Below are 19,534 nucleotides of genomic sequence, written 5' to 3'. Positions count from 1 at the left end.
TATCGCCTGCTCGACTGTCACGTTCGCCCCGGCGGCACACTCTGTGCTGCTGGGGCGTTCGTTTATCAGCCCTCGCGGGCGTATAACGGCATAAGACGTTCATCGGCCCGCGACGGGACCGCGGCCCGGTGAGTGCTGTCGCGCATCCGGCAGGTCGGTCGCGCCATGCCGCCGAGGTGCGGTTTTGCGTTGTTTCGTTGCTTTCGTTGTTTGGTTGCTCAGCTCGTTTGCTGTGCAGTGGTTGATTGTGGTTTTCGGAGCACTTCGGAGGACACCAGTGGGACGACTCTTCGGTACGGACGGAGTACGCGGTGTCGCCAACGCCGATCTGACGGCCGAGCTCGCGCTCGGCCTCTCGGTCGCGGCGGCGCACGTACTCGCCGAGGCGGGCACCTTCGCGGGCCATCGCCCGACCGCGGTGGTCGGACGTGATCCGCGGGCATCCGGAGAGTTCCTGGAGGCCGCCGTCGTGGCGGGCCTGGCCAGCGCCGGTGTGGACGTGCTGCGCGTCGGCGTGCTGCCGACGCCCGCCGTGGCGTATCTCACCGGCTCGCTCGGCGCGGACATCGGCGTGATGCTCTCCGCCAGTCACAACGCGATGCCCGACAACGGCGTCAAGTTCTTCGCGCGCGGCGGCCACAAGCTCGCCGACGAGCTGGAGGACCGGATCGAGACGGTCTACGAGCAGCACCGCACCGGTGAGCCGTGGAGCCGCCCGACCGGCGCCGGCGTCGGCCGGGTCACCGACTACACGGAGGGCTTCGACCGGTACGTCGCCCACCTCATCGGCGTCCTGCCCAACCGGCTCGACGGCCTCAAGGTCGTCCTGGACGAGGCGCACGGCGCCGCCGCCCGGGTCTCGCCCGAGGCGTTCGCGCGGGCCGGGGCCGAGGTCGTCACCATCGGGGCCGACCCGGACGGCCTGAACATCAACGACGGCTGCGGCTCCACCCACCTGGAGCTGCTGCGCGCCGCCGTCGTCGAGCACGGGGCCGACCTCGGTATCGCGCACGACGGCGACGCCGACCGCTGCCTCGCCGTGGACGCGGCGGGCGAGGAGGTCGACGGCGACCAGATCCTCGCCGTGCTGGCCCTCGCGATGCGGGACGCCGGCTCGCTGCGCAAGGACACCGTCGTCGGCACCGTGATGTCGAACCTCGGCTTCAAGCTGGCCATGGAGCGCGAGGGCATCCAGCTCGTCCAGACGGCGGTCGGCGACCGGTACGTCCTGGAGTCGATGAAGGCCGAGGGCTTCGCGCTCGGCGGCGAGCAGTCCGGGCACGTCATCGTCCTGGACCACGCCACGACCGGCGACGGCACGCTGACCGGCCTGATGCTGGCGGCCCGCGTCGCCGCCACCGGCCGGAGCCTCGCCGAGCTGGCCGGGGTCATGCAGCGCCTGCCGCAGGTCCTCATCAACGTCCCCGACGTCGACAAGACCCGGGTGAACACCTCGTCCGAACTGGCCACCGCGGTCGTCGAGGCGGAGCGCGAGCTCGGCGAGACCGGGCGCGTGCTGCTGCGCCAGTCGGGCACGGAGCCGCTGGTGCGGGTCATGGTCGAGGCCGCCGACATCGAGCAGGCGCGGGCCGTCGCGGGCCGGCTGGCCGATGTGGTGAAGTCCGCGCTGGGCTGAGCCCTCGCTTCAGGACCCGGCGCGCACGGGTCACCCGCGTCATCCGTGTACAGAGGCCCCCGGCGTGCTCGCCGGGGGCCTCTGTACACGCCGGACCTTCCATGGGGCGCAGCGAGTTCTCGCCGGGAAGCAACGCTGGGTGGCTGCGGCCCAGCCCAGAGGATGAAGCAGCGCAGCCGCTGGTGTGTGCCCGCCGAGGAGCGCCCGGAGCGCGGGCGGTCGTCCCGGGGTCGCCCCGGCGTCCGCCGCGCGGGCGAGCGCCGCTCAACCCGGCGGCGGATGCTGAGCACCCACTCCGCACGCGAGGATCGACAACGTCGGATCTCGTCGGGGAGGGCACACGTGACCACGCGGGCCAGGGCCACAGCAGCAGCGACGGCAGCGGAGATACCGGTCGGCGCGCCGGCCGTCCGCGAGCCCGTCGAGCCCGTTCCCCGCTGGGCGGTCCGGGTGGCCCACGCCATCCCGCTGTGTGTCCTGCCGTCCGGGTTGTGGCGTGTCGCGCTGGTGCTGGGACTGGCCGGCTACGACGCGGATTTCCCCTGGGCGGTGTGGGAACGCCCGTACGTGATCGGGCTGTCCGTGGTCTCCGAAGGGCTCGCGCTGCTCGCCCTCGGGCTGGTGCGGCCGTGGGGCGAAGTCGTCCCGCGTTGGGTGCCGGGGCTGCGCGGCAGACGGATCCCGATTCCGGCGGTGGTCATTCCGGCCGCACTCGGGGCAGCGCTGATCATGATGTTCTGCGCGTACGGCGTGCTGAACATGATCTTCGGATTCGTGGAGCCGCTGAACGAGAACGGCGGCGGTCTCCCTACCAGCGGTCCGGCCGCCTGGGCGCTGTGGACGACGTACGCCCCGCTCCTCGCCTGGGGCCCGCTCCTGGCGATCCTCACCGTCGCGTACCACCGACGTCGCCGAGCGAACGAGGCATCGGCTGCCGCTCGGCCCGAAGCCGGATAGCCGCTGGTCCTCGCCGATCGTCGGAAACGACCGCAGGGCCTCCGGCTCCTCATCGCTGAGAACGCTCGTCGCGATCCGCCCGCCCTTCCCTTCCGGGCCGAAGCGGTCAGAGCTTGCGCAGGGACAGCTTCTGGACCTTGTGGTCCGGCCCCTTGCGGAGCACCAGGGTGGCACGCCCGCGCGTCGGGGCCACGTTCTCCAGCAGGTTCGGTTTGTTGATGGTCCGCCACATGGTGCGCGCGTAGTCCAGCGCCTCCTCCTCGGAGACCTGGGTGTACTTGCGGAAGTACGAGGACGGGTCCTGGAACGCCGTGGCGCGCAGCTTGCGGAAGCGGTTCAGGTACCAGGTCTCGATGTCCTCGGCGCGCGCGTCCACGTACACGCTGAAGTCGAAGTAGTCGGCGAGCCCGACCCTGGTGCGGCCGTCGCTGCCGGGCAGTGCGGGCTGGAGGACGTTGAGGCCCTCGACGATGAGGATGTCGGGGCGGCGCACGGTGAGCCGCTCGTCGGGCACGATGTCGTAGATCAGGTGCGAGTAGACGGGGGCGGTCACCTCGTCCTTGCCCGCCTTGATGTCGGCGACGAAGCGGGTCAGGGCACGCCGGTCGTAGGACTCCGGGAACCCCTTGCGGGAGGTCAGCCCGCGCGCCTTGAGCTCCTTCATCGGCAGCAGGAACCCGTCCGTGGTCACCAGCTCGACGCTCGGGTGCTCCGGCCAGCGGGCCAGCAGCGCCTGGAGGATACGGGCGCTGGTGGACTTGCCGACGGCGACACTGCCCGCGACCCCTATGACGAACGGGGTGCCGCGCTGCTCCCCGTGCCCGTTCCCGGCGTCCCCGAGGAAGGTGTTCAGCGCGCCGCGCAGCCCGGAGGTGGCCTGGACGTACAGGTTGAGCAGCCGGGAGAGCGGCAGGTAGACGTCCCGCACCTCGTCCAGGTCGATGACGTCCCCGAGCCCCCGCAGCCGCTCCACCTCGTCGGCGGTCAGCGGCAGCGGGGTCTTGTCCCGCAGTGCGCTCCACTCGTCGCGCGAGAGGTCGACGTAGGGGGTCGGCGCATGCTCGGTGCGACGGTGGGGGCTCCGTGCGGGTGAGGTGATCACCTGTTCATTGTTGCGGGACTTTGAACGGAGTGGGGGGTGGGGTCGGTCACGTGGGTGCCGGGGGGCGGTGCGTGGGACGGCCGCGGGTCCGGTGTCCGCTCCCCTGTGCCGGACACCGGGCCCGCGCCCGAGTTCGATGCGAGCCGTACGGTCAGGGCTTCTGCCCCTTGGCGTCGACGACGGCCGCCTTGGTCCTCGCGAGGTCGATCAGGACGTCGCCGCGCTTGGAGACCATGGGTTCGGTGCCGTCGGGGCCGGAGATCTCGTGGGTCCTGGTGACCACGTCGCGCTCTCCCGCGTAGCTGTAGTCCACCGGGTCGATGAGGATCTCGCGCCGGCTGTCGCTCCCGTCGTACTTCCGGGTCACGGCGATGACCTCGCGGCCGGAGGCGTCCCGGATCAGGTGGTCGGTCACCTTCACGCCCCCCACCGTGGCCATCGCCCGGTAGATCCGGGCCATCGCGTCCGGCGGGAGCGGATACGACTCCAGCAGAACGGACAGGGCGCGGAAGCTGTGCTCGTCCTTGGCTTCGGGGGGCCCGTCGGGCCCGCTGCCGGTGGGGAAGACCTTCCGCAGTTCCGCGAGGAGCGCTTCGGGGTCCTCCGGCAGTCCCGCGGCGATCCGGTAGGACTCGCGGGCGGTCCGGTAGTCCGTGTCGGATGCGTCGTTCTCCGCGGCCTTGTCGTCGTACGGGACCCACTGGTCGGGGTCGAGGCTCTCGGCCAGCTGCTCGGCGAGGTCGTCCGGCAGGTCCTTCAGCGACTCCAGGTCCTGGTCCCTGCCGTCTATGACACGTGTGTAGATCCACTGGTCCGACCGGGGCTCGGGAGGGACCTCCTGCCGCTCCAGGAAGTCGGCGGCCCGCCCCAGGGCGGCCTCCGGGCCGGACAGGTCGAGGTCGCCCGCCACGGTCGCCGGCCCCGCTGGCCGGGGCGAGGAGATGCCGACGACCTGGGTGACGAAGAGCGCCGCCGCGGTGATCGCCACCACCGCGCCGAGCGAGGCGATGCGCCAGTCGGCCCACAGCCTGCGGGCACGGCGGTTCCTGCCCGAGATGGCGTCGGTCAGGCGTTCGCGGCCGGGAGCGAGGTCGGCGCGGTCGGGTACGGGGGCGTCGGCGCGCAGCTCGCGCAGCTGGGTCATTTCGTCCATGACGGGTTCAGCTCCTGTCCGGTCGTGGCGGGCGTCGCATCGAACGCCGAGGTGAACGCGGGATCGGTGCTCAGCGCCTCGCGGACCTTGCGGCGGGCCCGGTTCAGCCGGGACCTGACCGTGCCCAGCGGTATCCGCAGCGCGTCGGCGACCTCCTGGTAGCCGAGGTCCGCCCAGGCGACGAGCAGCAGGACGTGCCGGTCGCCGGGGGAGAGCGCGGCCAGTGCCCCCGCGAGGGGGGCCTGGACGGCCAGCCGGTCGTCCGAGCGGTCGCTCCAGGACGCGGCCACCGGGTCGTGACCCGTCCGGGCCAGCGCCTTCAGCGCGCGGACCTCGCTACGGCGGTGCTTGCCGATCAGATTGGCCGCGATGCCGTACAGCCAGGGCCGGGCCAGCCGGTGGGCGGTGTCGTAGCGGTCCCGGGTGCGGAACGCGATGAGGAACGTCTCCGCCGTGATGTCGTCCGCCGGGCCCTCCCCGAGCCGGCGGGCGGCGTAGCGGTGGATGTCCGGGGCGTGCCGGTCGTACAGCCCGGCGAACAGTTCGGGCTCGTCGAGGGACTGGGTGATGACGTCCGCGTCGTCTCTCGCCTCGCCCTCGGTGCCTGGGCGGGCCGGAGGTGGTCCGGTCACTGCGCCTCCAGGGGTGCGTCGGTGGGTGTGGCTGTCACCCCTGTTGCCCGCAGCGGCCGGAACGGTTCACGGGCGGAACGGTTCACGGGCGGTGAGGCGTCCCGCGAGACGCTCCACCGCCCGTCCGCCCGTTCCGTGCGCGGGCCCGCCCGGCCTACGCGTCCTGCGGATACCAGCGCAGCTCGACCGTGTTGCCGTCCGGGTCGAGCACGTAGACCGAGGTGGCCGAGCCCTGGGCCCCGAAGCGGAGGACCGGGCCCTCCTTCACCGTGAACACCCCGGAGTCGATGACCTCCTGCCAGTCGAGCGGGTCGACGACGAGGCAGATGTGGTCCACGTTCGACTCGCCGCGCGGGCGGTCGAGCAGGTCGATGATCGTGGTCGGGCTGACCCGGACCGAGGGGAACGGGACCTCGCCCGCCCGCCACTCCTCGACCCGGACCGGCTCCAGACCGAGCGGCCCGCAGTAGAACGCGAGGGCCAGCTCGACGTCCCCGACGTTGAGGACGAGGTGGTCGAAGTCCTTGACCCGCACGGCCGGTGGTACGGACATGACTCAGGCCTCCGACGCGTACGCGACGAAGTCCGCCCAGGCGGCCGGGCCGAAGCCGAGGTGCGGGCCGCCGGTGGGGAGTTGCTTGGAGTCGCGTACGTGGATGGTTGCGGGGGCGGCGGCGACCTCGATGCAATCAGGGCCGTCGTTGGTGCTGTAGCTGCTCTTGAACCAGGTCAGCTCGGTGCTGTTCATGTCTCTCCTGGTGGGCTCAAGCCTGTGAGGCGTAGGTGACGAAGTCCGCCCAGGCGGCCGGGCCGAAGCCGAGGTGCGGGCCGCCGGTGGGGAGTTGCTTGGAGTCGCGTACGTGGATGGTTGCGGGGGCGGCGGCGACCTCGATGCAATCAGGGCCGTCGTTGGTGCTGTAGCTGCTCTTGAACCAGGTCAGCTCGGTGCTGTTCATGTCTCTCCCAGCAGTTTCTCGATGAATTCCCGTGACAGCCGAGGAGTGAGGGCCTGCGCCCGGATCAGGTTGTACCGCATCTCCAGGATCTGCACCTCGCGCGGGTTGGTGATCAGCCCGCTGATGAGCTGGACCTCGTTGTGCCCGACCGTCTTTCCATCTTTGAGCTTAAGCACTTGGTGTGAACCGCCGAGACCCGCGTGCTCCTCCGCCTCCATCGGCATGACCTGGATCTCGACATGCCGCAACTGGCTCAGCTCAAGCAGGTGTTCGAGCTGGCGCCGCAGGACCATTCTGCCCCCGGTCCGCCTGCGCAGGGTCGACTCCTCCTGGACAAAGGTCAGCAGAGGGGCGGGCCGTCGGTCGAAGACCACCTGCCGGGCCATCCGGGCGGTCACCAGGCGCTCGATGTCGTCCTCGCTGTACGCGGGCCGCCGTTCGCGGTACAGGGCGCGCGCGTACTCCTCGGTCTGGAGCAGCCCGTGGATCACGACCCCGGCGTATGCGCCGAGTTCGACAGCCTCCGCCTCCAGCTTCGTCAGGTCGCGGACCTTCTTCGGATACCGCGCCTCCTCCACGTCCTTCTTCATCGCCGAGATCTTGCCGCCCGCCCCGACGGCCTCATCCGTCTTGTCCAGGAACTCCGGCTTCGGGATGCGCCGTCCGCCCTCGACCTTGAAGACCAGGTTCTCGCTGTACCCGATGGCCGTGCCCAGCTCGGCGGCCCGCAGTCCGGCCGCCTCGCGCCAGAGCTTGACCTGCCGGCCGACCGCCGCGATGACCGCGCCGGAGTCGTCCTCCAGGCCGAAGTCCCGGTCCTCGTCGTCCCCGTCGAGCGCCGTGCGGTTCTCGCGGTCCTGGTTGTCCATGTCAGCCATGCGACAGATGCCTCCACCCGTGTGCGTGTGCCGGACGCGTACGGCGGGGACGGGGCCCGGTACACCGGGGACAGTCACTGTCCGTACTCGCGTCAGTGCTTCTCAGAGTAGATACGTCCGGACACTCTGAGTGACATGAACCAAAGAATCACCCAACCGAGGGCGCGCACCGGACAGTTCGCCGTCCAGCTCTCCGCCACCCGCCGGGGCGCCCGGCTCGCCCGCCTGCTGGCTACCGAGCAACTGCGCTCCTGGGGGCTGCCGCTGGAGGACGCGGGTCTCGTCATCGGCGAGCTGGCGACCAACGCGGCGCTGCACGGGTACGTCCCGGGGCGGGACTTCCGGATCCTGCTCAGCGTGTACGACGACGTCCTGCGAATCGAGGTCGTCGACACCCGGGGCGAGAGCCTCCCGGAGAAGCAGGCCCCGGCCGCCGACTCCGAGAGCGGGCGCGGGCTGTTGCTCGTCGAGGCGTTGTCGGTGCGGTGGGGCACGGAGCACGGGCCGTTCCCGCGCAAGACCGTCTGGGCGGAGGTGGCTCTCACCGGATCGTGACTGCCGCGACCCGGTGGACCGCGATCCGGTGGGCCGGGATGCGGGTGGCCGCGACGTGGTGGACCGCGTCGCGGCCACCCGCGACGTAAGAGCTTTTGAGTACTTGTCTTTGAGTACGGGGGAAATAACCCAACCCAACCCTGACCCGGCCAATTGCCACCCCTGGGCGCGCGGGCGCGTGAGTCCGCGAGGGCCTCGTCACTCGCACGGGTGAAGTGTGCCAACCGGGCTGGATTTATGACCTGTTGGCGGGCATATGCTCACGCTGACCACCACCCCAGACATGAGACGGCCCCCGGCCGGGACTGGCATCCCGATCGAGGACCTGACCACCGAGGAAGTAGGAGCTTCCCGATGGATACCCAGCAGGTTAGCGCGCCCTCGCGCGCCCCGTCCTCCGGTGTTGTACACATCAACATCCGGCTCACCGACGGCTACTCGATCATCTCCAACCGGCTCTCCCAGCACCGGGGCATGTCCCTGCTGGCCATCGGCCTCGGCACCCACATCCAGTCGCTGCCCGCCGGGAGGCGCATCGGCGTCAAGGCGCTCGCCGCGATCTTCCCGGAGAGCGAGGCGCGCATCGCCGCCGCGCTGCGGGAGTTGGAGCACCACGGGTTCCTGCGCCGCATCCGCGAACGCGTCCAGGGCGGGCGGGTGGCCACCCGCACGGAGTCGTACAACCACCCGGAGGCGGCGGCCCGGCGAGCGGGGGTTGTCGGGGCTGGTGGGGTTGCCGGGGGCAGCGGGGGAGCCGTGCCCGTGCCCGTACGGAAGACTAAGGCCGCGCCCGCGCCCGTGCCCGTACGGGAGACCGCGCTCGCGCCCGAACCGGAGCCGAAGGCCGCGCCCGTGTGTGAGCCCGTACCCGCACCCGTACCGGCTCGCGTACCAGAGCACGAATCCGCCCCCGCCCCCGCTGCCGTACCCGCGCCCGCCCTCGTCCACGTACCGACGCCGGAGCCCGTCGCGGTGCGGGAGTCCCGGCCCGAGCCCCCGTCCCGGCTCGTGCCGCCGCCCACCGCGCCCAAGCCGCCGCCCCCGCCGATGCCCTTCCCCCGCAGGCCCGGCGACGCGCTGCTCGCCGAGGCAGCCCGCCTGCTCGCCGGGCTCCAGGCCACCGCGCCCCTCTTCGCCCTCACCGAGCGGGACGTGGAGGTGCTCACTCCCGGGGTCGCCGCCTGGCTGGAGCGGGGTGTGCGGCCGGCCGCCGTGCGCGCCGCGCTCACCGATGATCCGCCCGTACCTCTCCGCCACCCGGCGAAGCTGTTGCGGCACCGGCTCATCGCGCTGCTGCCGCCGTCCCTGCCCGCCCCCGTGCCTGTTGTCCCCCTGCAGAACTGCGACGACTGCGACCGGGCCTTCCGGTCGTCCGTGCCGGGACACTGCGGGGAGTGCCGCGAGACCCGTGCGTACGGCGGCGAGCCGCAGCTGCTCGGCGTGTGACGTCAACGCCCCCGTGCCGCTTTCGGCCGGTCGATGTGGGCGCAGATGCTGTCCGTGGCGACCACCGGGCCCGTCACGGTCTTGCTGCCCGTCGGGCTGATGCCGATCGTGTAGACGCCGTCGACGACGTACATGCCCCGGGCGAGGTTGCCGTCCCCGACACCCACCAGCGCCGGGCCTGCCACGCGCCAGAACTGGGCCCCGGAGGCGTGCACGTCGACCAGGGCGGAGCCGCTCACGTCGGCGTCGTAGTGGGCGCCGGTCTCCTTGTTCGTCACCCGGACCACGAGGTCGCCCTTGTACGCGCTGCGGGTGACGCCCTCGGCGGGCGGGGGCAGTTCACGCCGGACGACCTCGTCCACGATCGGCTCGCCGTGGATGGCGAACGCGCACCGCTCGCCCGCCGCGACGTCCCAGGGGGCCGAGGGGGCCGGTTCCCAGCCGGATCCCTGCGGAGCGGTGGTGGCCGGGGCCGCCGCCGCGTGGCCCGTGCCGAGGGTCACCACGGCCACGCAGGCCGTGCCGATAGCGCCCAGAACGATGCTGCGCATGAGAACTCCCCGAAGTCGGAGGCCGTCGGCCGCAGGCCGGAGGCCGGGGCCGTGTGTTCGACAAGCATGCGCCGGGACGCTCACCAAGGCTCACCACGATGTCGGGCGGGTGGCCGGGGCGGGTGGGTCGTCGAACGTCGTTCGGGGCCCGGTCCCCTCGGTTGCGCCCGGCCCTGCCGCACGATCCGCGAGGGCCGGCCGATGGCCTGCCGGCGGTAGGCCGGCAGGCCATGGAGGGGGCGCGCGAGGTCAGCCGCGCGGAAGGACGGTCAGGTCAGGAGTCCAGGAACTTGCTGCAGGAGGACTCCCACACCCACTTGTGGGAGCTGATGGCGTTGTTCACGTACACGCCGTTGTTGAACTTGTGGCCGATGAGGCTGCTCATGTAGTACTCGGACTTCTTGAGGCAGGTGTGCCCGCCGGAGTAGCCCGTTCCGCTGTAGACCTTCACGGCCATCCCGGACGTGCCCTTGTGCACGATCGACGATGCCCTGTTGTTGTCGGAGCCCTGGAATCCGCCGGCGGAGTTGCCCCAGTTCGCGTCGTTGCCGCTGGCCTTGCCGAAGTAGCCGCTGCAGTTGGTGAGGTTGTAGGCGAAGACATAACCCGATCCCCCGTTCCGCCAGGCGGTGTCGCACGCCGCGGACGCCGCCTGCGCGCTGGTCGCGGGGACGATCGCGCCGAGGCCCGCGAGGCTGAGGGTGGCGGCGGTGGCCAGGATTTTACGCATGCTGAATCGCTCCTTGTGCGGTGGTGTGCTGGGCGGGTGTCCCGCGGCCGTGGTGCCGCGGAAGTCGGTGGGCCCGGGCCGGTCGGGCCGGGCGGTCGGGCCGGGGCGGTGTCAGGCCGTCGAGTCCGTGATGTCCTCGGCCCGGGCAAGTGCGGTGAGGCTCATGTGCTGATACGCGGCGATGTCTTTGCTGTAGCGCCCGAGTTTTTTGTCGCGGTATTCCGCTTCGAGCGTGCGGGCGGTCTCGGACAGGGACGAGCTGGTGGCGCAGGTGGCTTCGGCGACCGCCAGGTCCACCTCGATGGCGAACGCCTCGTCCGCGTCTTGTCCTCCGGCGAGTTCGGGGAGTTCCTCGCGGATCGCCGGCGGGTCGGCGTATGCGTGGCCCGCCTTGGCCATGCATGTCGACCACTCCTCGACCGCACTCACGAAGCGCTTGTCGTCGAGGAGGTCCGGCACGTACAGGCCGGACAGGTTGGTGGCTGTCTTCTCGGCCCGGAACCAGGTCGCGAAGTCCCCGTAGAGCTGCTGCTTGGCGTCGACCTGGCAGCTGGCATCGGGTGTCTTGACGGTGCCGCCCCCGGGCAGTTCGGCGGTCAGCATGCCGCTCGACGGGGTGCCTTCCAGGGTCTCGCTGTACCGGATGCGGCCCTTCTCGGGGAGCGCGTTGGCGTAGCTGTGGTTGGGGTCGTTCCGCTGGGCTTCCTGGACCTTCTCCTGAAGTCGGCTGCCGTATCCGTGCTTCTTCGCCCAGGCGACGTCGGTCACCATGTACCCGCCGCCTTTGAGGTCGTCGACGGTCGGCATCGGCCCCACCCAGTAACGGAAGCCCTCGTTCTCCATGCACTTCTTGACGAGGAGTTGCTCCGCACGCTGGACCAGGATCTGCTCGGCGTCCGTCAGCTCCCTGGCCTCTCCCGTGGCGTTAGTGGACGCGATGTCCTGCTGTGAACCGTCGGACACGGAAGGGTCGTTCCCGTTCGTGGTGCAGCCTGCCACCGCACCCACCACGATCAATGCGGCCGTGCTTGCGGCTGCGAACGCTCGCTTCATCCTGGAACTCTCCCCGATCCCTCCGGTGCCCTGCGCGTCCTACGATTGCCCAGAGACGAGCGGTTGGCCACACTCTTGCAGTGGACTGCAAATACTGAGCTCATCCGGGGGGAATGAATTGCTCCGCATCCATTTCGGCGATGCCGACCTCGCCAGGACACGGTTCACCGGCGGGCCCGATCCACTCTGGGAGATCGCGATGAGCCTGCAGCGATTCCAGACGCGGCGGGGTCGCTGGGCGTACGCACATTGGTACCGCACCGCACGCCACCGGCTGCGGGACAAGGGGCTGGAGAGCGCCCTGCGCACCGTGCTCCTGCCGATGTTCCCCAAGGGCGTTTACTTCCCGGACTTTCTGACTCCGGCCGAATCCGGCGGAGGGCTGGACGCGGGGCTGGATGCGATCCTCGCCACCTCGCCCCGGCAGGTGCTGAGCGAGGTGGCCATCCTCGACAGGACCGTCGGAGCGCCCTCCTGGGCCCCGCGGCTGGCCGAGCCGGCGGCACGCAGGGAATTCACCGGAGTCCTGAAGGCGTATCACGAAGCGGTCATCGCTCCGTACGAGGAGGAGGTGCAGGCCGGCGTCGAGGCCGAGCGAACCGCACGCGGCCGTGAACTCCTGGACGGCGGGACCGAGGGCATGCTCAGCAGGCTCGGGTCCACCATGCGCTGGAGCAGCCCCGTCCTGCACCTCGACTACCCCGCCGAGGACCGCGACCTGTATCTCGACGGCCGCGGGCTGACCCTGGCCCCCTCGTACTTCTCCTGGAACAACCCGATCAGCCTCGCGTCTCCGGACCTGCCACCGGTCGTCTGCTATCCGGTGTGCTACGAGCCTCCCGCCTCCGCGGCGGGACCGGAATTCGCGGACCTGTCCGGTACGGCGTCGCTGACCGCGTTACTGGGCCGCGCTCGTGCCGCGGCTCTGGTCACCGCCGCGGCCGGCGCCACGACCGGGGAGATCGCTCGCGCGGCGGGCGTGTCCGCCTCGTCGGCCAGCAGGCACGCCACGGCGCTGCGCGACGCGGGGCTCGTCACCAGCAGCCGGAACGGGGCGAACGTGCTCCACAGCCTGACGCCTGCGGGGGCAGCCGTGCTGCGTGCCGCGGCCCGAGGCGGCTCCGCACGGCAGTGACTGCCGACCACTCACGCCGCAACCGCCACCACGTCGCCACCCGGTGCGACAAGAGGGCCCGCGCGGCCGGATCGGTCGGCCGCCGGATCCCGTCGTGATCTGGAGGCGTGATCCGGCGGCGTCAAAAATATCCTGGCGGCGTGTCGATCGGGCCCGGTCCCGTTCGTCGTCATCGTGTAGGGCGACCCGCACGGCGGGCGCGACACACGTGGCACACGGACGAGAAGGAGCCGACCATGAAGTACATGCTGCTGATCCACAGCGGGGCCGTCGACGAGCAGGGCGGTGCGCCCCAGTGCACCGTCGAGGACTGGATGGCCTACGACAAGGACGTACGCGACGCGGGCATCCACGTCTCCGGGGAGTCGCTGGCCGACCTGGTGACCGCGACCACCGTGCGGGTCTCGCCCACGGGGGAGCGGACCGTGACGGACGGGCCGTTCGCGGAGACGCGGGAGCTGCTGGGCGGGTTCCTCGTGATCGACGTGCCCGACCTCGACGCCGCCCTCGACTGGGCCGCGCGCTGCCCCGGCTCGCGCGACGGCGGCTCGGTCGTCGTCCGGCCGGTCGCGGACTTCGGGGCCTGAGAGCCGTGCCGGGCGAGGGCGCTGTCCCGGGGGAGGACGGGTTCCTGAAGGAGGGCGGCGTGGCCGCCGCAGCCGTCGAGGCGGTGTTCCGGGAGGAGCGCGGGCTGTTGCTCGCCTCCCTCGTCCGCCGGTTCGGGGACCTCGACCTGGCCGAGGAGGTGACGTCCGAGGCGATCGAGGCCGCGCTGCGGCACTGGCCCGCCGAGGGCGTCCCCGCCCGGCCCGGGGCCTGGCTGCTGACGACCGCCCGGCGTCGGGCGGTGGACCGGCTGCGGCGCGACCAGGCGTACGCGGCCCGGCTCGCCGTCCTGAGGGCGGACGCGGAGCGTGCCGAGCCCGCCCCCGCCGCCGACACGTCCGGAGCCGGTGAACTGCCGGACGACCGGCTCCAGTTGTTCTTCACCTGCACCCACCCCGCCCTCGCCGCCGAGGACCGCGCCGCCCTGACCCTGCGGTGCCTCGCCGGGCTGACCACGCCGGAGGTGGCGCGGGCGTTCCTCGTGCCGACGCCGACCATGGCCCAGCGCATCGTGCGGGCGAAGAAGAAGATCCGCGAGGCCAGGATCCCGTTCCGGGTGCCGGGCCCCGACGAACTGCCGGAGCGGCTGCCCGGGGTGCTCCAGGTCGTCTACTCGGTCTTCACGGAGGGGTACGCGGCCAGTTCGGGGCCCCGTCTCCAGCGGCTCGACCTGGCCGGGGAGGCGATCCGGCTGGCCCGGATACTGCACCGCCTGCTGCCCGCCGAACGGGAGGGCGCAGGGCTCCTCGCGCTGCTGCTCCTCGTCCACGCCCGGCGCGACGCGCGGACCGGCCCGGAAGGTGAGCCGGTGCTCCTGGAGGACCAGGACCGGGGGCGCTGGGACCGGCCGATGATCGAGGAGGGCCGCGCCCTGGTCGTACAGGCGCTGACGGGCGGGCCGGCCGGGCCCTACGGGGTACAGGCCGCCATCGCAGCCCTGCACGACGAGGCGCCGGACGTGGCGGCCACGGACTGGCCGCAGATCGTGGCCCTGTACGACGTGCTCCGCACGCTCACCCCGTCCCCCGTGGTGGAGGTGAACCGTGCCGTGGCGGTGGCGATGAGGGACGGGCCGGGGGCCGGTCTCGCGCTGCTCGACGCGTTGGCGGGAGAGCCCCGGCTGCGGGCGTACCCGCCGTACGTGGTGGCGCGGGGTGACCTGCTGAGCCGGCTGGGGCGGGACGGGGAGGCCGCCGGCGCGTACCGGGAGGCGCTGGAACTCGCGGGTACCGAGCCGGAGCGGGCCGCGCTGCGGCGGAAGTTGGGGGAGCAGGAGTAGGAACAGGAGTAGGCGGGGGCGGGGCGGGAGGGAACAGGGTGAATTCCTGTCGATTCCCGATCGGCCGAACAGGAGCCGAACAGGAGGGGATGGCCGGAACCATCATCTTGACCCGGTCATGACATGAGTTCATCCTGTGCCCGTCGCACAGCTTCACCCCCCACCCCGACGGACCCAGGAGATGCCAGCATGCGACTCGTCACCGCACGGAGACCCCGGCCGACGAAGACCCGACGCAACGCCGCCCTCGCCGTCCTGCTCGCCCTCGGCCTCGCGGCCCCCGCCACCGCCGTGGCGACCGCGGGGACGCCGGCCCCGAACGCGGCCGTCGCCGCGGACGAGCGGACGCTCCAGTACGAGATCACCGGGCGCACCACCCCCGCCGCCCGCACCGACATCGCCCGCGCGGGCGTCTCGATCGACGAGGTCCACGGCCACGGCGTCGTGATCACCGCCGACGCCGCCCAGGCCCGGAAGCTCCGGGCGCGCGGCCACGTGCTGGAGGCCCTGCCCGCCCCGGCCGCCGAGTCGCACGCGGCGGACGGCGTGAGCGCCCTCGACTTCCCGCCCGCCGACTCCCGCTACCACAACTACGCCGAGATGAACGCGGCGATCGACGCGCGCATCGCCGCGAACCCCTCGATCATGAGTAAACGCGTCATCGGAAAGACCTACCAGGGCCGCGACATCATCGCGGTCAAGGTCAGCGACAACGTCGCCACCGACGAGGCCGAACCCGAGGTCCTGTTCACCGCCCACCAGCACGCCCGCGAGCACCTGACCGTCGAGATGGCGCTCTACCTGCTCCGTGAACTGGGCCAGGGCTACGGTTCCGACTCCCGGATCACCCGGGCGGTCGACGGCCGCGAGCTGTGGGTCGTGCCGGACATGAACCCGGACGGCGGCGAGTACGACATCGCCTCGGGCTCGTACCGCAGCTGGCGCAAGAACCGTCAGCCCAATTCCGGCTCCACCGCCGTGGGGACCGACCTCAACCGCAACTGGGCCTACAAGTGGGGCTGCTGCGGCGGCTCCTCCTCCAGCCCGTCGTCGGAGACCTACCGCGGGGCCGCGGCCGAGTCGGCTCCCGAGACGAGGGTCGTGGCGGACTTCGTCCGCAGCCGGGTGATCGGCGGGAAGCAGCAGATCACGGCGGCCATCGACTTCCACACGTACAGCGAACTGGTGCTGTGGCCCTTCGGCTACACCTACAGCGACACCGCCCCCGGCATGACCGCCGACGACCGTGACGCGTTCGCCGCCGTGGGCCGCAAGATGGCCGCGAGCAACGGATACACCGCCGAGCAGTCCAGCGACCTGTACATCACCGACGGGTCCATCGACGACTGGCTGTGGGGCTCGCAGAAGATCTTCGGCTACACCTTCGAGATGTATCCCCGCTCGTTCTGGGGTGGCGGTTTCTATCCGCCCGACGAGGTCATCGAGCGCGAGACGTCCCGGAACCGGGACGCGGTGCTCCAGCTGATCGAGAACGCGGACTGCATGTACCGGTCGATCGGCAAGGAGGCGCAGTACTGCTCCTGACGGGCCGGTCCCGCTCCGGTGCGGCTACTTCTCCGCAGCGGTCCGCACCGGAGCTTCAGGCCACGTCACGGACGCTGTGTTCGACGAGATCGGGGGCGTGCCGGGCGACCGTCCGGTAGTCGAGGTCGTCATGAAGGACCGTCAGGCCGTGATGAGCAGCCGTGGCCGCGATGACGAGGTCCACGGCGGAGGCGCTGCGATGGTGTCCGGCACGTGCCATGCGGTGCTGGACCGAGGTGACCCAGCGACCCGCGCTCTTCGGTACGGAGACGTCCGGGCAGAGGTCGGCGAACATCTCCACGATCTCGTCGTACTCGCGCGCGTTCCGCGCGCCGTACAGGAACTCCGCTCGCTGCGGATAGCAGGAGGCGACCGTTCCGGCCTCGATCGCGGTGGACCACGCCGACTGCAAGGTGGTGTCGGAGAGCAGCCGTACGAGGCCCGACGTGTCGAGCAGGTAGATCACCGGCCGTCCTTCTCCGCCCGGTGCCGCCGCTCGGCGTCCTCGACCGCGCCCCAGGTGCGTGCGCGCTCGAAGTGGCGGCCGATGCGTGCCGCGCGCTCCTGCTGTTCGGCGTAGAAGCGCAGGGCGATGTTGACCGTTTCCTTCTTCGTCCGCGCCTTGGAAAGGGCCATCGCCCGCTCCAGAGCTTCATCGTCTATGTCGATCTGTGTCACCGACATGTCCGGCCCTCCCGTCGCGCGTCATCCGATGTGGGGCATGTACAAAGAATGGTATGTCACCAACATTCCTCGCACGAGGCGCCTCCGGCCGTAGGGTGCCGTTATGTGCGGAATCGTGGGTTATGTCGGTGGGCAGTCGGCGCAGGACGTCGTCGTCGCGGGACTCAAGCGCCTCGAATACCGGGGGTACGACTCGGCGGGCGTCGCCGTTCTCGCGGACGGCGGGCTCGCCGCAGCGAAGAAGGCGGGCAAGCTCGTCAATCTGGAGAAGGAGCTGGGGTCCCGGCCGCTGCCGGCCGGGCGGACCGGCATCGGGCACACCCGCTGGGCGACGCACGGGGCGCCCAACGACGTGAACGCCCACCCCCACCTGGACAACGCGGGCCGGGTCGCCGTCGTCCACAACGGGATCATCGAGAACTTCGCGGCCCTGCGCCGCGAGCTGACCGGGCGCGGGCACGCCCTGGAGTCGGAGACGGACACCGAGGTCGTCGCGCATCTGCTGGCCGAGGCGTTCTCGGCGGGCGGGGACCTCGCGGACGCGATGCGCCAGGTGTGCCGGCGGCTGGAGGGGGCGTTCACCCTGGTCGCCGTGCACGCGGACCAGCCGGACGTGGTGGTCGGCGCCCGACGCGACTCACCGCTCGTCGTGGGCGTGGGACAGGACGAGTGGTTCCTCGCCTCCGATGTCGCCGCGTTCATCGCGCACACCCGGTCCGCCGTCGAGCTGGGCCAGGACCAGGTCGTCGAGCTGAGCCGCGAGGGCGTCGTCGTCACCGGGTTCGACGGGGAGCTCGCCGAGGTGCGCGAGTACCACGTCGACTGGGACGCGTCCGCCGCCGAGAAGGGCGGCCACGCCTCCTTCATGCTCAAGGAGATCGCCGACCAGCCCCGGGCCGTCGCCGACACCCTCCTCGGCCGGATCGACGGGGAGGGCGCGCTCCACCTCGACGAGGTGCGCATCCCGGCCACCGAACTGCGGGAGGTCGACAAGGTCGTCATCGTCGCCTGCGGCACCGCGTTCCATGCCGGGATGATCGCCAAGTACGCCATCGAGCACTGGACCCGGCTGCCCTGCGAGACCGAACTGGCCAGCGAGTTCCGCTACCGCGACCCGATCCTGGACCAGCGCACCCTCGTCGTCGCCATCTCGCAGTCCGGCGAGACCATGGACACCCTGATGGCGCTGCGGCACGCCCGCGAGCAGGGCGCGAAGGTGCTCGCCATCTGCAACACGAACGGCTCGACGATCCCGCGCGAGTCCGACGCCGTCCTCTACACGCACGCCGGGCCCGAGGTCGCCGTCGCCTCCACCAAGGCGTTCCTCACCCAGCTCGTCGCCTGCTACCTCGTGGCGCTCTACCTCGGCCAGGTGCGCGGCACCAAATGGGGCGACGAGATCCGTGCGGTGGTGCGCCAGCTCTCCGCCGTCTCCGGGGAGGTCGACCGCGTCCTGACGACGATGGAGCCCGTGCGCGAACTGGCCCGGTCCCTCGCCCACCACGACACCGTCCTGTTCGTCGGCCGGCACGTCGGCTACCCGGTGGCCCTCGAAGGCGCGCTCAAGCTCAAGGAACTCGCCTACATGCACGCCGAGGGCTTCGCGGCCGGCGAGCTGAAGCACGGGCCGATCGCGCTCATCGAGGAGGGCCTCCCGGTCGTCGTCATCGTCCCCTCGCCGCGCGGGCGTTCGGTGCTCCACGACAAGATCGTGTCCAACATCCAGGAGATCCGGGCCCGGGGCGCGCGCACCATCGTCGTCGCCGAGGAGGGCGACGAGGCCGTCGTCCCGTACGCCGACCACCTCATCACCGTCCCCGCAACGCCTACGCTGCTTCAGCCGCTGGTCGCCGCCGTGCCCCTCCAGGTCTTCGCCTGCGAGCTCGCGACGGCCCGCGGCAACGAAGTGGACCAGCCGCGCAACCTGGCGAAGTCCGTGACGGTGGAGTGAGCGAGCGGCCCGGGGCGCACCGGGGCGCGAGCGCGACAGGAACAGCGAGGGTGGGGCCGTGATCATTGGGGTCGGGATCGACGTGGCCGAGATCGAGCGGTTCGGCGCGGCGCTGGAGCGTACGCCCCAGTTGGCCGACCGGCTGTTCGTCGGCAGCGAGCTGACGCTGCCCAGCGGCGAGCGGCGCGGAATCGCCTCGCTCGCCGCCCGGTTCGCCGCGAAGGAGGCCCTGGCCAAGGCGATCGGCGCACCCGGTGGGCTGCTCTGGAGCGACGCGGAGGTCTGGGTCGAGGAGAGCGGGCAGCCCCGGCTGCGGGTACGCGGCACGGTCGCCGCCCGCGCCGCCGAACTGGGCGTGCGTGGCTGGCACGTCTCGCTCAGCCACGACGCGGGCGTGGCGTCGGCGGTGGTCATCGCGGAGGGGTGACCACCGCGGGGGTGAGCCCGCTGCCCGCGCGGTGGGCGTACGGGGGTGGCGTCGGTCCGCGTGATCGCGGAGGGTTGGACCCATGCGACGTGCCTACAGCGTGGAGACCGTACGGGCCGCCGAGGCCGCCCTCATGCAGCGACTGCCGGAGGGCGCCCTGATGCGGCGCGCCGCCGCCGGGCTCGCCGTGGCCTGCGGCGATCTGCTGCGGCGCAACGGCCGGGTGTACGGATCCCGGGTCCTGCTCCTGGTCGGCAG

22 protein-coding genes and 1 pseudogene are annotated in these 19,534 nt (G+C 71.5%); 11 read left to right on the top strand and 12 right to left on the bottom strand.

Annotation, left to right across the window (positions count from 1 at the left end):
- The first annotated feature begins 277 nt into the window (after positions 1-277).
- Together glmM and B9S58_RS27895 are read left to right on the top strand one after the other, a co-directional pair.
- On the top strand, positions 278-1,636 hold the full coding sequence (gene glmM / locus B9S58_RS27900) for a phosphoglucosamine mutase (RefSeq protein WP_103534784.1): 1,359 nt from the start codon (positions 278-280) through the stop codon (positions 1,634-1,636).
- 342 nt (positions 1,637-1,978) lie between these two features.
- On the top strand, positions 1,979-2,593 hold the full coding sequence (locus B9S58_RS27895; protein ID WP_258045106.1) for a hypothetical protein: 615 nt from the start codon (positions 1,979-1,981) through the stop codon (positions 2,591-2,593).
- A 106-nt stretch (positions 2,594-2,699) separates the two neighbouring features.
- On the opposite strand, the gene coaA is transcribed toward B9S58_RS27895, so the two are convergent.
- The 7 genes from coaA to B9S58_RS27860 form a co-directional block, all read right to left on the bottom strand.
- Positions 2,700-3,695, bottom strand: coding sequence for a type I pantothenate kinase (coaA, locus tag B9S58_RS27890; protein ID WP_103534783.1), 996 nt, complete (start codon positions 3,693-3,695; stop codon positions 2,700-2,702).
- Positions 3,696-3,846: 151 nt separating this feature from the next.
- Positions 3,847-4,848 (bottom strand): CU044_5270 family protein, encoded by a 1,002-nt coding sequence (locus B9S58_RS27885; RefSeq protein ID WP_103534782.1) that lies wholly within the window; start codon positions 4,846-4,848, stop codon positions 3,847-3,849.
- Positions 4,836-5,480 (bottom strand): RNA polymerase sigma factor, encoded by a 645-nt coding sequence (locus B9S58_RS27880; RefSeq protein WP_103534781.1) that lies wholly within the window; start codon positions 5,478-5,480, stop codon positions 4,836-4,838. The genes B9S58_RS27885 and B9S58_RS27880 overlap by 13 nt, the downstream gene beginning before the upstream one ends.
- 154 nt (positions 5,481-5,634) lie before the next feature.
- Complete coding sequence (locus tag B9S58_RS27875) at positions 5,635-6,033, bottom strand: VOC family protein (protein WP_103534780.1); 399 nt, start codon at positions 6,031-6,033, stop codon at positions 5,635-5,637.
- Positions 6,034-6,036: 3 nt separating this feature from the next.
- Positions 6,037-6,228: a DUF397 domain-containing protein gene (locus tag B9S58_RS27870; protein ID WP_103534779.1), complete on the bottom strand. Its 192-nt coding sequence runs from the start codon at positions 6,226-6,228 to the stop codon at positions 6,037-6,039.
- A gap of 16 nt (positions 6,229-6,244) precedes the next feature.
- Positions 6,245-6,436, bottom strand: a complete 192-nt coding sequence (locus B9S58_RS27865; protein WP_103534778.1) for a DUF397 domain-containing protein — start codon at positions 6,434-6,436, stop codon at positions 6,245-6,247.
- Complete coding sequence (locus B9S58_RS27860; protein WP_103534777.1) at positions 6,433-7,314, bottom strand: helix-turn-helix transcriptional regulator; 882 nt, start codon at positions 7,312-7,314, stop codon at positions 6,433-6,435. The genes B9S58_RS27865 and B9S58_RS27860 overlap by 4 nt, the downstream gene beginning before the upstream one ends.
- 135 nt (positions 7,315-7,449) lie before the next feature.
- Here B9S58_RS27860 and B9S58_RS27855 point away from each other — a divergent pair, with 135 nt between their 5' ends.
- Positions 7,450-7,869, top strand: a complete 420-nt coding sequence (locus tag B9S58_RS27855; RefSeq protein ID WP_103534776.1) for an ATP-binding protein — start codon at positions 7,450-7,452, stop codon at positions 7,867-7,869.
- Between the two features lie 354 nt (positions 7,870-8,223).
- Positions 8,224-9,315, top strand: coding sequence for a hypothetical protein (locus B9S58_RS27850; protein WP_103534775.1), 1,092 nt, complete (start codon positions 8,224-8,226; stop codon positions 9,313-9,315).
- Positions 9,316-9,317: 2 nt separating this feature from the next.
- On the opposite strand, the gene B9S58_RS27845 is transcribed toward B9S58_RS27850, so the two are convergent.
- From B9S58_RS27845 to B9S58_RS27835, 3 genes are all read right to left on the bottom strand, one after another.
- Positions 9,318-9,866, bottom strand: a complete 549-nt coding sequence (locus B9S58_RS27845; RefSeq protein ID WP_181009489.1) for a hypothetical protein — start codon at positions 9,864-9,866, stop codon at positions 9,318-9,320.
- A gap of 274 nt (positions 9,867-10,140) precedes the next feature.
- The gene (locus B9S58_RS27840) at positions 10,141-10,596 is read right to left on the bottom strand and encodes a hypothetical protein (RefSeq protein ID WP_103534774.1); all 456 of its coding nucleotides are present in this window, start codon (positions 10,594-10,596) and stop codon (positions 10,141-10,143) included.
- A 111-nt stretch (positions 10,597-10,707) separates the two neighbouring features.
- The gene (locus B9S58_RS27835) at positions 10,708-11,559 is read right to left on the bottom strand and encodes a hypothetical protein (protein ID WP_258045105.1); all 852 of its coding nucleotides are present in this window, start codon (positions 11,557-11,559) and stop codon (positions 10,708-10,710) included.
- A gap of 208 nt (positions 11,560-11,767) precedes the next feature.
- Here B9S58_RS27835 and B9S58_RS27830 point away from each other — a divergent pair, with 208 nt between their 5' ends.
- The 4 genes from B9S58_RS27830 to B9S58_RS27815 all read left to right on the top strand — a co-directional run bounded on the left by B9S58_RS27830 (position 11,768) and on the right by B9S58_RS27815 (position 16,214).
- Positions 11,768-12,784, top strand: a complete 1,017-nt coding sequence (locus B9S58_RS27830) for a helix-turn-helix domain-containing protein (protein ID WP_103534772.1) — start codon at positions 11,768-11,770, stop codon at positions 12,782-12,784.
- Between the two features lie 236 nt (positions 12,785-13,020).
- Positions 13,021-13,371 (top strand): YciI family protein, encoded by a 351-nt coding sequence (locus B9S58_RS27825; protein ID WP_032792637.1) that lies wholly within the window; start codon positions 13,021-13,023, stop codon positions 13,369-13,371.
- A 59-nt stretch (positions 13,372-13,430) separates the two neighbouring features.
- Positions 13,431-14,669, top strand: coding sequence for an RNA polymerase sigma factor (locus B9S58_RS27820; protein ID WP_103534843.1), 1,239 nt, complete (start codon positions 13,431-13,433; stop codon positions 14,667-14,669).
- A 189-nt stretch (positions 14,670-14,858) separates the two neighbouring features.
- A complete protein-coding gene (locus B9S58_RS27815; RefSeq protein WP_103534771.1) occupies positions 14,859-16,214 on the top strand; it encodes a M14 family metallopeptidase in 1,356 nt (451 codons plus the stop codon).
- Between the two features lie 55 nt (positions 16,215-16,269).
- Here the strand turns inward: B9S58_RS27815 and B9S58_RS27810 are convergent, their stop codons facing one another.
- Positions 16,270-16,680, bottom strand: coding sequence for a PIN domain-containing protein (locus tag B9S58_RS27810; protein WP_103534770.1), 411 nt, complete (start codon positions 16,678-16,680; stop codon positions 16,270-16,272).
- Positions 16,677-16,898, bottom strand: a complete 222-nt coding sequence (locus B9S58_RS27805; protein WP_181009488.1) for a type II toxin-antitoxin system VapB family antitoxin — start codon at positions 16,896-16,898, stop codon at positions 16,677-16,679. The genes B9S58_RS27810 and B9S58_RS27805 overlap by 4 nt, the downstream gene beginning before the upstream one ends.
- A gap of 103 nt (positions 16,899-17,001) precedes the next feature.
- On the opposite strand from B9S58_RS27805, the gene glmS reads away from it, so the two are divergent.
- The 3 genes and pseudogenes from glmS to B9S58_RS39525 form a co-directional block, all read left to right on the top strand.
- Complete coding sequence (glmS, locus tag B9S58_RS27800) at positions 17,002-18,849, top strand: glutamine--fructose-6-phosphate transaminase (isomerizing) (RefSeq protein WP_103534769.1); 1,848 nt, start codon at positions 17,002-17,004, stop codon at positions 18,847-18,849.
- 58 nt (positions 18,850-18,907) lie between these two features.
- The gene (locus B9S58_RS27795) at positions 18,908-19,276 is read left to right on the top strand and encodes a holo-ACP synthase (RefSeq protein WP_103534768.1); all 369 of its coding nucleotides are present in this window, start codon (positions 18,908-18,910) and stop codon (positions 19,274-19,276) included.
- A gap of 82 nt (positions 19,277-19,358) precedes the next feature.
- A pseudogene (locus B9S58_RS39525) lies at positions 19,359-19,534 on the top strand (bifunctional ADP-dependent NAD(P)H-hydrate dehydratase/NAD(P)H-hydrate epimerase); the annotation flags it as partial.

Source organism: Streptomyces sp. SM11, assembly GCF_002910905.1.
In the GTDB taxonomy this organism is placed as follows: Bacteria; Actinomycetota; Actinomycetes; order Streptomycetales; family Streptomycetaceae; genus Streptomyces.
The sequence above is the reverse complement of the archived record's forward strand: the minus strand, read 5'-3'. Positions and strand labels throughout refer to the sequence as shown.